15 protein-coding genes are annotated in these 12,352 nt (G+C 67.6%); 8 read left to right on the forward strand and 7 right to left on the reverse strand.

Annotated features, from left to right (window positions below; all coding sequences use genetic code 11):
* Positions 1–18: 18 nt before the first annotated feature.
* From ACE3OU_RS00410 to ACE3OU_RS00425, 4 genes are all read left to right on the forward strand, one after another.
* A complete protein-coding gene (locus tag ACE3OU_RS00410) occupies positions 19–723 on the forward strand; it encodes a 2Fe-2S iron-sulfur cluster-binding protein (RefSeq protein ID WP_374239555.1) in 705 nt (234 codons plus the stop codon).
* A complete protein-coding gene (locus ACE3OU_RS00415; protein WP_374239556.1) occupies positions 720–1,271 on the forward strand; it encodes an NADP oxidoreductase in 552 nt (183 codons plus the stop codon). Before ACE3OU_RS00410 ends, ACE3OU_RS00415 begins: the two co-directional genes overlap by 4 nt.
* 131 nt (positions 1,272–1,402) lie before the next feature.
* Entirely contained in the window at positions 1,403–2,869 is a 1,467-nt protein-coding gene (locus ACE3OU_RS00420) for a Ni/Fe hydrogenase subunit alpha (protein WP_374239557.1), read from the forward strand.
* A gap of 3 nt (positions 2,870–2,872) precedes the next feature.
* Positions 2,873–3,364 carry a hydrogenase maturation protease gene (locus ACE3OU_RS00425; protein WP_374239558.1) on the forward strand — a complete coding sequence of 164 codons (492 nt, stop codon included), beginning with the start codon at positions 2,873–2,875 and terminating at the stop codon, positions 3,362–3,364.
* Here ACE3OU_RS00425 and ACE3OU_RS00430 read toward each other — a convergent pair.
* From ACE3OU_RS00430 to ACE3OU_RS00440, 3 genes are all read right to left on the reverse strand, one after another.
* Complete coding sequence (locus ACE3OU_RS00430) at positions 3,354–3,848, reverse strand: hypothetical protein (RefSeq protein WP_374239559.1); 495 nt, start codon at positions 3,846–3,848, stop codon at positions 3,354–3,356. The two genes, ACE3OU_RS00425 and ACE3OU_RS00430, sit on opposite strands and share 11 nt — an antisense overlap.
* A 665-nt stretch (positions 3,849–4,513) precedes the next feature.
* The gene (locus ACE3OU_RS00435; protein ID WP_374239560.1) at positions 4,514–5,140 is read right to left on the reverse strand and encodes a response regulator; all 627 of its coding nucleotides are present in this window, start codon (positions 5,138–5,140) and stop codon (positions 4,514–4,516) included.
* Positions 5,141–5,460: 320 nt separating this feature from the next.
* The gene (locus ACE3OU_RS00440; protein WP_374239561.1) at positions 5,461–6,630 is read right to left on the reverse strand and encodes a glycerate kinase; all 1,170 of its coding nucleotides are present in this window, start codon (positions 6,628–6,630) and stop codon (positions 5,461–5,463) included.
* A 167-nt stretch (positions 6,631–6,797) separates the two neighbouring features.
* Between ACE3OU_RS00440 and ACE3OU_RS00445 the strand changes: the two genes are divergently transcribed.
* The 4 genes from ACE3OU_RS00445 (at position 6,798) to ACE3OU_RS00460 (ending at position 9,072) form a co-directional block, all read left to right on the forward strand.
* Positions 6,798–7,016, forward strand: coding sequence for a hypothetical protein (locus ACE3OU_RS00445; protein WP_374239562.1), 219 nt, complete (start codon positions 6,798–6,800; stop codon positions 7,014–7,016).
* 18 nt (positions 7,017–7,034) lie between these two features.
* Positions 7,035–7,355, forward strand: coding sequence for a hypothetical protein (locus ACE3OU_RS00450; RefSeq protein ID WP_374239563.1), 321 nt, complete (start codon positions 7,035–7,037; stop codon positions 7,353–7,355).
* Positions 7,356–7,387: 32 nt separating this feature from the next.
* The gene (locus ACE3OU_RS00455) at positions 7,388–8,335 is read left to right on the forward strand and encodes an ankyrin repeat domain-containing protein (protein WP_374239564.1); all 948 of its coding nucleotides are present in this window, start codon (positions 7,388–7,390) and stop codon (positions 8,333–8,335) included.
* A 167-nt stretch (positions 8,336–8,502) separates the two neighbouring features.
* Positions 8,503–9,072 (forward strand): hypothetical protein, encoded by a 570-nt coding sequence (locus ACE3OU_RS00460; protein WP_374239565.1) that lies wholly within the window; start codon positions 8,503–8,505, stop codon positions 9,070–9,072.
* A 287-nt stretch (positions 9,073–9,359) separates the two neighbouring features.
* Here ACE3OU_RS00460 and gstA read toward each other — a convergent pair whose 3' ends face one another.
* From gstA to ACE3OU_RS00480, 4 genes are all read right to left on the reverse strand, one after another.
* On the reverse strand, positions 9,360–9,965 hold the full coding sequence (gene gstA / locus ACE3OU_RS00465) for a glutathione transferase GstA (RefSeq protein ID WP_374239566.1): 606 nt from the start codon (positions 9,963–9,965) through the stop codon (positions 9,360–9,362).
* 47 nt (positions 9,966–10,012) lie between these two features.
* On the reverse strand, positions 10,013–10,312 hold the full coding sequence (locus tag ACE3OU_RS00470) for a hypothetical protein (RefSeq protein ID WP_374239823.1): 300 nt from the start codon (positions 10,310–10,312) through the stop codon (positions 10,013–10,015).
* Positions 10,313–10,527: 215 nt separating this feature from the next.
* Positions 10,528–11,097, reverse strand: coding sequence for a single-stranded DNA-binding protein (gene ssb / locus ACE3OU_RS00475; protein ID WP_374239567.1), 570 nt, complete (start codon positions 11,095–11,097; stop codon positions 10,528–10,530).
* A gap of 30 nt (positions 11,098–11,127) precedes the next feature.
* Positions 11,128–12,294 carry an MFS transporter gene (locus ACE3OU_RS00480; RefSeq protein WP_374239824.1) on the reverse strand — a complete coding sequence of 389 codons (1,167 nt, stop codon included), beginning with the start codon at positions 12,292–12,294 and terminating at the stop codon, positions 11,128–11,130.
* Positions 12,295–12,352: the final 58 nt, after the last annotated feature.

Below are 12,352 nucleotides of genomic sequence, written 5' to 3' on the forward strand. Positions count from 1 at the left end.
CGCGAAAGGTGCCCGATCATGACCAAGCAGTTTCTCCTCGACGGCCAGCCCGTCCCCTTCGACGACGGCCAGACCATCCTCGAGGCCGCCCGCCAGGCCGGCCACTACATCCCCAGCCTGTGCTGGCACAAGGATTTCCCACCCCACGGCAGCTGCAAGCTGTGCGTCGTGAAGGCGGCCGGGCGCCACGTCTCGGCCTGCGCGACCCCCGCCAGGGAGGGCTGGGAGGTCGAGAGCAACACCCCCGAGATCAACGGCGAGCGCCGCGGCCTGCTGCAGATGCTGTTCGTCGAGGGCAACCACTTCTGCCCCTCCTGCGAAAAGAGCGGCAACTGCGAGCTGCAGGCCCTGGCCTACGAATACGAAGTGCTCACCCCGCGCTTCCGCCACTTCTTCCCCGACCGCCCGGTGGACGCCAGCCACCCCGATGTGCTCCTCGACTTCAACCGCTGCATCTTCTGCGAACTGTGCGTGCGGGCCAGCCGCGAGATCGACGGCAAAGCGGTGTTCGCCCTCACCGGCCGGGGCATCGGCAAGCACCTGGTGGTCAATGCCGAATCCGGCCGGCTCGGCGACACCGATTTCTCCGCCACCGACGCCGCCGCCCGCATCTGCCCGGTGGGGGTGATCCTGCCCAAGGGCCAGGGCTTCGCGGTGCCGATCGGCGAGCGCACCTTCGACGTCGCGACGATCCGCAGCAAGACCCTCAAGGAGTCGTCATGAACAGCCCCGTGCCCCGCAAACTGCGCGTCGCCACGGCATCGCTGGCCGGCTGCTTCGGCTGCCACATGTCCTTTCTCGACATCGACGAGCACCTCTTCGAGCTGGTCGATCTCGTCGAGTTCGACCGCTCGCCGATCACCGATATCAAGGACGTCGGCCCCTGCGACATCGGCCTCATCGAAGGCGGCGTGTGCAACGCCGAGAACGTGCATGTGCTGCGCGAGTTCCGGCGCAACTGCAAGACGCTCATCGCGCTGGGCGCCTGCGCCGTCAATGGCGGCCTGCCGGCCCAGCGCAACCACATCCCGCTCGCCGAATGCCTGCGCGAGGTCTATCAGTTCCGCGACGGCGTCGCCAACGGCCAGATCCCCAACGACCCCGAGCTGCCGCTGCCCCTCGACAAGGTGCGGCCGATCCACGAGGTGGTGCGGGTCGATTACTTCATCCCCGGCTGCCCGCCCTCCGGGCCGGCGATCTGGAAATTCCTCACCGACCTGCTGGCCGGGCGCACGCCCCGGCTGTCGGGCAGCCTGCTGCACTATGATTGAGGCGGGGAAGAGCAAGGTGACCGGACCGCAGAGGCCCCGCTGAAACACACTGCGCCCGCGCCCCTCGGCGCAAGCGGTTTGGAACAAGCCCCCTCAGTCCTCACTCACTCCCCTGCGCCAAAGGAGCCCCCATGAGCTTCGAACTGGAAACCGCCGCCAACCGCGAAAACCTGCGCCGGGTCGCCATCGACCCCGTCTCCCGCGTCGAGGGACACGGCAAGGTCACGCTGCTCCTCGACGAGGCCGGCCACGTGCGCGAGGCCCGGCTGCACATCGTCGAATTCCGCGGCTTCGAAAAATTCATCCAGGGCCGCCCCTACTGGGAAGTGCCGGTGATGGTGCAGCGCCTGTGCGGCATCTGCCCGGTGAGCCACCACCTGGCCGCCGCTAAGGCCCTCGACCCGGTGGTCGGCGCCATGGCGATCACCCCGACCGCCGAGAAGATCCGCCGGTTGATGCACTACGGGCAGGTCCTCCAGTCCCACGCGCTGCACTTCTTCCACCTGTCGTCGCCCGACCTGCTGTTCGGCTTCGAGTCGCCGGTGCAGCAGCGCAACATCGTCGGCGTCGCCGGCGCCTACCCCGAGGTTGCCCGGCAGGGCGTGCTGCTGCGCAAGTTCGGCCAGGAGGTCATCCGCATCACCGCAGGCAAGCGGGTGCATGGCACCGGGGCGATCCCCGGCGGCGTCAACAAGTCCCTCAGCGCCGCCGAGCGCGACGAGCTACTGCGGGACGCCGACCAGATGGTGCTCTGGAGCCGCGACGCGGTGCACCTCGCCCGCCGCCTCCACGAGACCAACGGCTCGCTGTACGACGAGTTCGGGCTGTTCCGCAGCCACCTGTTCAGCATCGTGCGCGCCGATGGCGCCCTCGACCTCTACGACGGCAACCTGCGCCTGCGCGACGCCCGCGGCCAGATCGTCCTCGACCACATCCCCTGCGCCGACTACGCCACGCACATCACCGAAGAGGTGAAGCCCTGGAGCTACATGAAGTTCCCCTTCATCACCGAACTCGGCGCCGCCAGGGGCTGGTACAAGGTGGGCCCGCTGGCGCGGGTGCAGAACTGCGACTTCATCCCCAGCCCCCTGGCCGAGCTCGAACGCCAGGCCTTCGTCTCCCACGGCGAGGGCGAACCCATCCACGCCCCGCTGGCCTACCACTGGGCACGCATGATCGAGATGCTCCACGCGGCCGAGGTGATCCGTGGCCTGCTCGACGACCCCGACCTGCTCTCCGACAACCGCCTCGCCGAGGGCCCGCGCCAGCGCGAAGGGGTCGGCATCATCGAGGCCCCGCGCGGCACCCTGATCCACCACTACCGCGTCGGCGACGACGACCTGGTGAGCTACTGCAACCTGATCGTCTCCACCACCCACAACAACCAGGCCATGAACGAGGCCGTGCGCCAGGTGGCCCGCCGCTACCTCGACGGACGTCAGCTCACCGAAGGCCTGCTCAACCACATCGAGGTGGCCATCCGCGCCTTCGACCCCTGCCTCTCCTGCGCCACCCACGCCCTCGGCAAGATGCCGCTGGCAGTGGAGCTCGTCGATGCCGGCGGCAATCTGATGGACCGCGCCACGAGCGGAGGCTGAGCCATGTCGGTGGTGGTTTTTGCGGTGGGTAACCCATCCCGGGGCGACGACGCCCTCGGGCCCCTGCTGATGGACTGGCTGGCGGAGCAGGCCCGGCCGGGCGTCCACCTGGTGAGCGACTTCCAGCTGCAGATCGAACACGCCCTCGACCTCGAAGGCCACCAGCTGGCCCTCTTCATCGATGCCGGCACCGGCACCCCGGCGCCGTTCGAGTTTCGCGAGACCGGGCCGGCCGCCACCCGGCCGGTGAGCAGCCACGCCCTCGCGCCGGAGGCAGTGCTGCAGGTCTATGCGAGCGTCCAGCGCCGGCCTCCGCCGCCGGCCTTCGTGCTGTGCATTCGCGGCAACGACTTCCGCCTCGGCGAAGGCCTCAGCCCGGCGGCCGAACGCAACCTCGCCGCCGCCCGGGCCCGGCTAGTGGAATGCCTCGATGATGCCGACGCCGCCCGCTGGCGTCAGCTGATCCCCGCTCCGGCGCAGAAGCTCAACAGCTGACCCGGCTGCTGCGCCGGTAGTAGGCGGTGATCAGCAGCGAAATGGCCAGCGCCTCGGCGGGCGACAGGGAAACTGGGTGACGCAGTTGGGCCGCGATCACCGCCCTCCCGCGGGGCCCCTCGATGCTGTCGCTCCTGACGATCAGCAGGTGATCGCAGGGCATTTCGTGGCGGGCCGCCGAATCGGGGTCGATGGGAATGCAGGCCGCAGGAAGGCTCCCCTCGAGCCAGCGCTGCAAGGCCTGCAGGAAAGGCGCACAGGACATCACCCGCTCCGATTCGCCACACGGCGCCAGGCCCTGGGCCCACACCAGATCCTCGTGCAGCAGCGTGCCGTCCGGGCTGATGAAGCCGATGACGATCCGCTCCGCGTCGAGGGCGCGCAGGAGCTGACGCAGGGCCCGCAGGCAGGCGAAACGCACGTCGTCCAGATGCCGGACGAGGGCCGCGCCGGTGAGGGCGGCATCCGAAACCAGCTCACGCATCGCAGCCTCCGGCGCACAACGCAACATGAAGCCGCGCCCCACGCCCCGGCAATCCATCCCCTGCTTTTCGTGCAGCACCGTCACGCCTTTCCCCTTCGCGCCGGCCACGCGGGTGCTCTGCCTGCATCTTCCACACTCCGCATGACTCCAATCGTCAAAATTGCCACCTGCGCCGTCGGCAAGATCTGCGCAGCCAAATATTTCACATCAACATCAAAATCAACAAAAAAATAAAAGCGTCAATTTACCCTCGGGTAAAAAATGTTTACGCACCTGTCGAATTTGATGAAATTTTATGAAAAAGACAACTTGGAGAGTATCGTCAGACCGCCTGGCGATACAGGACAACGGTAAAAAAATCACACTTCGCTGCATAAAGAGGCAACAGGGAGAGCCCCCCCGGCTCCCACCACCACCCCTGGTCGGCGAAATCGGCGGATGCGCACCACCGCCACCGCCCCATCGCCCCCTGCAAGCACCCCGCCTGACAAGATTCGCCCAGAATCATGACAAAGGTGTGCGCAAAGACGCCCGCAACCAGCCGTGGCGCAGGTTGGCAGAGGCCGAACGGGGGTCGTCAACGGCAGAGACCCGGCAGGGTTGCTGCCGGGTCTCGGGAAAGGCTGTAACGGGGAAGGGACTGGAGCGCCTGGAGGCGCCTGACCTCAGAGGGCCCGGCCGCGGCGCTGCATCGCCATGATCTTGGCCTGCACGTACCCCTTCAGCTCCCGGAACGGCACCGGCTTGCTGTAGAGGATCACGTCGGCCGGCAGCCCGCCGTTCTCGAGGATCTCGTCGTCGGCGAGGCCGCTGACCACCACGATGTCGAGCTCCTGCAGCTGCGGGTCGGCCCGCAGACGGCGGATCATCTCGAAGCCGTCGATGCCGGGCATGCGCAGGTCGGTGATCAGCAGGTCGGGCGCGGTGCGGCCGATCTCGAGGAGACCGTCGATGCCGCTGGACACCATGCGCACCTGGAGCGGCAGCCCCCACGAGGAAAAGGTGTGTTCGTAGAGCTTCTGGAGGATCCGGTCATCCTCGGCCACCAGCACCTGGAGCGTGCTGGAGGGCGCGCGGGACTGGGTCTGGGCGCCGTTGCCCGCGATGGAACGGGCACGGAACTCCTCGATGGAGCTGACCCGGATGCGCCGGTGGCCGCCGGCGGTTTTCCAACCGTCCAACTGGCCATTCTCGACCATCTGTTGGACAGTACCCAGCGACAGGCCCAGACGCTGGGCCGCTTCGGAGGTGCTGCAATATTCCTTCTCGGGTGATTCGTGCGGGACGGCCATGGATCGTTCGAACGCTGAATAACGTGATTTTTATAATGGTAACAGTTTCATCGGCGTTACCGCCAAGTCAAACCATTGTTTTAGCATAGCCTTGAATTTGTTAAATTCAATAAACACCTGAACCCAACAAAGATTCAAAAGTACCAAAAACACCGTGAGCCGGATAGAAAAACCCGTAAAGGCCCCGAAACAGCCTTCGGCACCCCATGGAGTATTGCCCCCGATATCGGCCGAAAGCCTGTGCCCACGCGGCTTTGCGGTCGAGAGTGTAACAGCTGGACGCACGACGGACTTTGACATTTCCCCCACTTGTGACACGGTTACTCAACACACCGGAGCGCCCCCGCCACCGGCAGGGTACCCCCGAGGCGCAGCGCGGCAGCAATATTGCGTGAGGCGAGGCGCAGGTTGAGGGCCGCCTCAGCCAGCGCCTCTTGCAGCAGGCAGGGGTGACGGAGCACGCTGAAGGCCGCGTCGAAGCCCTCGGCGTGCAGCGCGTCCAGGTCGTCACCCAGGCTGCCGGCGATGGCGATCACCGGCTTGCCGTGACGCTGCGCGATGCGGGCCACCCCCAGCGGCGCCTTGCCGCGCAGGCTCTGGGCGTCGAGCCGCCCTTCACCGGTGATCACCAGATCGGCGTCGGCCACCGCCGCCTCCAGGCCCAACGCGGCGGTGACGATCTCGATGCCCGGGCGCAGCCGGGCCCCCAGCAGCCCGCGCAGGGCCGCCCCCATGCCGCCCGCCGCGCCAGCCCCCGGCACGTCGGCCACCGCCACGCCCAGGTCGCGCTGCAGCAGCGCGGCAAAATGCGCGAGATTGGCATCAAGGCGCTGCACCATCGCCGGCGTGGCCCCCTTCTGCGGCCCGAACACCGCCGAGGCGCCCCGCGCGCCGGTGAGCGGGTTGTCCACGTCGCAGGCCACTTCGATGCGGCAGGCGGCGAGCCGCGGATCCAGCCCGTCGACGGCGATCCGCGCGAGGTCGCCCAGCGCGCCGCCGCCCCGGGCCAGGGCTCGCCCCGCCCCGTCGAGCAAGGCCGCCCCCAGTGCCTGCAGCATGCCGGCCCCCGCATCGTTGGTGGCGCTGCCGCCGATGCCGATGATGAGATGCCGGGCCCCCTCATCCAGCGCCGCGCGGATCAGCTCGCCGGTGCCGAAGCTGGTGGTGAGCAGGGGGTTGCGCTGCGCCGGCGGCACCAGGGCCAGGCCGCTGGCGGCCGCCATCTCGATGACCGCTGTCGCCCCGTCGCCGCAGAGGCCATAGAAAGCCTCCACCGGCTCACCGAGGGGCCCCGTCACCCGCACCGGCACCCGGCGCCCGCCGAGGGCGGCGACCATCGCATCGACGGTGCCCTCGCCCCCATCAGCCACCGGCAGGCGGCAGAAGCGCGCCCCCGGAAAGACCTCCCGGAAGCCGGCCTCGATGGCCAGCGCCACCTCGGCGGCCGACAGGCTCTCTTTGTAGGAGTCAGGGGCAATCACGATCTTCATGGCGGCGCTTCCGGGGGCTGGAACGCTATTGTAGGCAGCTCCCGGCGCCTCGCAACGCCCCGCCGCCGGATCGCGGGCGGCACCTCCCCCAGCACACCGCCAGCCCGCTATCATTGTGCCCGCGTGCCGCCAACGCGCGGCCCGCCGACACAACGGAAAACATCACCATGAACGACGATCCGATCTGGAAAATGCGCGTCGAAGGCCTCAAGCGCTACGCCCACGACAACCAGTGGGGCCGCGAATCCCTGCGCCAGTGGGCCCAGGAAGGCCTGATGGACGAAGCCCCCGACGTGGCCGCGCTGATCGAGCAGTGGCCCGTGCGCTACAAGGACCTCCCGCCCGACGGCTGGCCCGCCACCCTGCTGCCCGAAAAACGCGGCTGACCCGACCCGCCAAGCGCCATGACCCTCAAGCTCCTCATCATGCTCCTGCTCATCGTCGGTTCGGCGATGGAGCCCCTGCGGGTCTACCAGACCCTCAACGGCAGCCTCGGTCGCCGGCGCGGCATCACCGGCCCCGCCGTCGCCAAGGCCGGGCGCCTGTTCTACTGGGCCTTTCCCTTCTGGCTGGCGCTGGTGTGGGGCTTCGTGAACGTCGAGTTGCTGCAGCGCTGCAGCGGCGACACCTGCATCGGCTACATGCTGCCGGCCATCCCCTTCCCCTTCATCTACGGCCTCGCGGAGTTCCGGCTGCTGCTGGGGTGGCAGAGTTCGGGCCACTGAGAACGGCCCCCACGACATCGGGACGGCTCACCATGACAGGACTGCATGCCGGCCTGCGGGCCCTCATCCTGGTGGCGGGCCTGCTGCCGCTGCTGGCCCAGGCCTACAGCGGGGCCGGCGGCGAATGCGGCAACTCGGCCCTCGAGGCGGCCGCGCTACGGGGCACTCCGCTTGAACTCGAGCAAGCCCTCGACAAGGGCGTGCAAAACATCGAGAAGGTGGTGGACCAATGGAGCGGCGACATCGCCCGGCTCTACCCCGACACCTCCCGCGTGTGGCTGAACCGCGAAGTGAGGCGCAGCGGCCGCGAAGCAAAGCGCCAGACCTTTGCCCGCTGGTGGAGCGGCTGCCGGGGCATCCGGCTGCTCGACGCCGCCGTCGCCGGGCAGAACCTCGCCAACGTGCGCTATCTGCTGGCCCTGGGCGTCGATCCCAACGCCCCGGACGCCCAGGGCACCACGCTGCTGATGCGCTGCCCGCACCTGGAGCCCGGCAACCCGCAGATCTTCACCCATTCGGCGCCCCGGTCGCGCAGCCCGGACGCCCTCGACAAGGCGCTCGCCATCCATGCGCTGCTGCTCGACCACGGCGCCTCGATCGCCCAGCGCAACCAGCACGGGCTCACCGCCCTGCACCTGTGCAACGACCCGGCCGTCGTCGAACTGTTCATCCGCCGGAGCCCTGACGCCTCGCACGTCATCAACCACCAGACCGAACCCGACTGGAAAGCCCCCCGGCTGCTCGACTATCGCGCCCGCCAGATCATCGACGGCTCCCCCTGGGACCAGGAAGCCCACTTCGCCATCCTCGAAAAGATCCTGCCGCGGCTGGCTGAACCTCGCCTCACCCCCGAGACGACCCGCTCGATCGAACCGAGCTGCCGCGCCCCCGCCCGGCAAGCCGCCTGCAGCCGTCTGGAACGGCTGCTCACGCCGCCGGTGCAGGCTTCTCGCAGAAAATCGAGATCACAACCGGACTGAGGGGCTCGACGCACGCAAACTGCCTCACGCAACCCGATGCAGGGCACGAGGCGCGCGCACCCGTCGTTTCTGGTGCAGATAGCGCTGGACAGCAATGCCGGCGGAAACGCCTGCCGGATGGCTGTCACGCTGCACTGCCCCACCTGCGGAACTGAGGAGATGTCATCATGTTGCCATTGAGTCCAAATGCGGCAAAGGCGGTTGAGAAGCTCTTTTTCGCGGAGCAAAGACAAGAAGTTGTTCGCTTGCTCACCGAGAAGTGCGCCGACAACCTACCCAACTGCAAAGACCAAGACGAATATGGCCTCGAAGACCGGAGGTTCCAAGTCTTGAAGCTCTCCGGCGGAAATATCGACAAGTTGCACGACGCTATCCGAATGGCAAATGAGGACTGGCGGGACGTTATGCTTGCAGCAGGATCGGCAACAGCCTACAAACGGAAACTTCTTGGCGAGGGCCTCGAACGCAACGCCAAGTCTGATGCAGCCCTGCGCTCAGGTCGCTGGAACACATTCGGGGCCATCGCGGCATGTCTCTCGTCCCTTGGCCTGCAACTCCTAAACCTGTCGGCCATACCGTTTTGGGGCCTCGTCTTAGTGGTCGCCGTCATCTATATAGCCGGATCTCACATTCTGAAATCATGGCCACACCCGCTGACTCTCATAGCAATTACGTACTTTGGGATTTCTTCTACCGCGGGCTATTTTGTCGCGAGAGTCATACGCATGTTCTTATGAGATAGCGATATGGGCAAACTCAGCATCGACGATCGCTCTCAGCTTGAACAGGACAATGTAGCGCCTAACCTCTCGCTCGGCTCGAACGTTGAACGACAGCCTTCCTCAACGCTTAACCGTGACATTGGGTCAGGAGCTGTCGTTGATCAACCTGCTCTCGTCCGCCAGCTCCGGCAGCACTTCCCCCCGCAGCCCCTCCACACCCAACATAAAAAAAGCCGGCACATCCCGTGCCGGCTCCGGTGTCGGGATTCCTTCGCAGGAACCCCGGCGGGCAAAGCCTCGGATCAGGCCAGGCCTTCGTCCTTCAGCACCTTCTGCACCGCCGGGCGGGCGGCGACGCGGGCCTGGAAGGCGGCGAGATTGGGGAGGGTGGCGAGGTCGATGCCGATGTATTTCATCCAGCTGAGGGTGGTGAACAGGTAGCCGTCGGCCACGCTGAATGCGTCGCCGAGCAGGTAGGGCTTGTCGGCGAGATGCTCGTTGACGAGGCCGAGGCGGCGGTCGAGGTTGATCCGCGCGGCGCCCTTCCAGTCGTCCTTGGCGAGGGGGCTGAAGAACGGTGTGCAGGACTTGTGGATCTCGGTGCCGATGAAGTTGAGCCAGCTCTGCAGGCGATAGCGTTCGATGCTGCCGTTGGGCGGGGCGAGCTTCTTGTCGGGGGCCTGGTCGGCGATGTACTGGACGATGGCCGGGCCTTCGGTGAGGAGCTCGCCGGAGTCGAGCAGGAGGGCCGGGACGTAGCCCTTGGGGTTCACCTCGAAGAAGTTGCCGCCGCTCGCGGTTTGCTTGGTGGCGAGATCGACGCTCTCGGTCTCGTAGCGGAGGCCGGCCTCTTCGAGGGCGATGTGGGGAGAGAGGGAACAGGCGCCGGGCTTGATGAACAGTTTCATGAAATCTCCTTCGATCCGCAGGGATGGCGGGGTTGTTGAGGGTTTCTTTATTGGCGGGGGCGGGCGCATGGCACGCGAGCCCCGGCGGAAGCATAGCGCGGATGTTTCCGGTGGTGATGCCCGCCTGCACGCGGGCGCTGGACCCTGGCCCGGCCGGTGACGGCCTTGATCTCGGCCTCTTCACTGTGGTCGTCGAGCTTGAAGAGGAAGCGGTCGATGCGCTCGGATTCCAAGCGCGCAACGAGGCGCGGGGTCGCCTTCGAGCCCCTGGCCCGGGCACAGATCCGGGACATCGAGGCTTTGTCGACGCCATGCTCGCGGAACACCTCGGCGGCCTTCGCCAGGATGGCCTGGCGCCGGGCTTCGGTCTCGGTCTTCGTGGGATGCCCCCCTCGGACGTGAGGCGAGGCGGGCGACCCCCTGGCCCTGCCCTCTGCAGAAAAGCATCAATCGGTACATTTACGATCCGTCGAACCGGGCGGCCATCACAACGAAAACCCCCGCGGAGCGGGGGTCGGGAAAGCCGGGCAGCGCCGGAGGCCGGGGCCTCCGCGGGTCGCGCTCAGAACGGGATGTCGTCGTCGAAGTCGCCGAAGCCGCCAGCGCCACCGGCCGGCTTCTTGGGGGCCGCGGGCGCGCTGGGGGCCGGGGCGCCGCCGCCGAAACCACCACCACCGCCGCCGCCGTAGTTGCCACCACCACCACCACCGCTGCCACCGCCGTAGCCGCCGGCATCCCGACCGCCGCCATAGCCGCCTTCGCTGCGGGCCGGCGCGCCTTCGCCGCCGCCCATGCCCTGACGACTGCCGAGCATCTTCATCTCGTCGGCGCGGATCTCGGTGGTGTAGCGGTCCTGGCCGTCCTTGTCCTGCCACTTGCGGGTGCGCAGGGAGCCCTCCACATACACCTGGCTGCCCTTGCGCAGGTACTGGCCGGCGATCTCGGCGAGCTTGCCGAAGAACACCACCCGGTGCCACTCGGTGGCTTCGCGCTTCTCGCCGCTGGCCTTGTCGCGCCAGGTGTCGGTGGTGGCGAGGGTGATGTTGCAGATCGCGTCACCGCTGGGGGCGTAGCGGGTTTCCGGGTCTTTGCCGAGGTTGCCGACAAGAATCACTTTATTGACCGAAGCCATATGTCTCTCCTGAAAAATTCTGGGGCGGGGTCAGGCCGTGCGGCGCTGGGGCGGCGGCGTCATGCCCGCCGCGAGGACCAGCCAGGCCAGCGCCAGCCCGGCGCACAGCAGCGACACCGAGCCGGGGCCCATGTGCTGGGCCAGCCAGCCGCCCAGCGCGCCGCCGAGGAACAGCCCGATGGACTGCAGCGTGTTGTAGATGCCGAGCGCCGTGCCCTTGGCGTGGGGCGGCGCGATCTTGGAAATCCAGGACGGCTGGGTGGCCTCCAGCACGTTGAAGGCCACGAAGAACAGCGTGAGCAGCACGGCCAGCGGCCACAGCCCGCTGCTGCCGGTGGCGTAGAGGCCGGCCTGCACGACCAGCAGCAGCCCGATGGCGGCGTTGAAGACCTGCTTGAAGGCGCCCTTCTTCTCGGCCACGATCACCGCCGGCACCATCACCGTGAAGGACAGCAGCACCGCCGGCAGATACACCTTCCAGTGCTCGGCCATCGGCAGGCCGGCGGCGACCAGACCGGCCGGCACCAGCACCCACATGGCGGTCTGCATCAGGTGCAGCGCGAACACGCCGAAGTTGAGCCGCATCAGCTGGCCGTTGCCGAGCACCTCGGCGAAGCGCCCGGTGGCGCGGGGCACCGGCGGCGCGGCCGGCACCACGAAGATCACGGCGAACACCGCCGCGGCCGCCAGCGCGGCGGTGAGCCAGAACAGCCCGCCCATGCCGATCGCCGCGTAGAGCAGCGGCGCCGCCACCATCGACAGCGCGAACACCAGGCCGATCGACGAGCCGATCATGGCCATCACCTTGGTGCGGTGCTGGTCGCGGGTGAGGTCGGCGGCCAGCGCGGTGACCGCCGCCGAGATCGCCCCGGCGCCCTGCAGCACGCGGCCGATCACCACCGTCTGCACGTCGGCGGCCATCGCCGCGACGGCGCTGCCGATAATGAACAGCAGCAGCCCGAAGACGATCACCGGCTTGCGGCCGAAGCGGTCGGAGGCCGCGCCGAAGGGGATCTGCAGGAAGGCCTGGGTGAGGCCGTAGGCGCCGATCGCCATGCCGACCAGGGCCACGTTGTCGCCGCCGGGCATGCCGTGGGCGTGCACCGCGAAGACCGGCAGGATGAGGAAGAGCCCGAGCATGCGCAGGGCAAAGATCGCCGCCAGCGAGGCACCGGCGCGGCGCTCGGCCGGGCTCATCTTGTCGATGTCGGAAGAAGCCATTAAACGTGCTGCGAGGTGAGGGGCAAGGGGCGTA

Origin of the sequence: Zoogloea sp., from assembly GCF_041908905.1 — a bacterium.
Lineage (GTDB): Bacteria > Pseudomonadota > Gammaproteobacteria > Burkholderiales > Rhodocyclaceae > Zoogloea.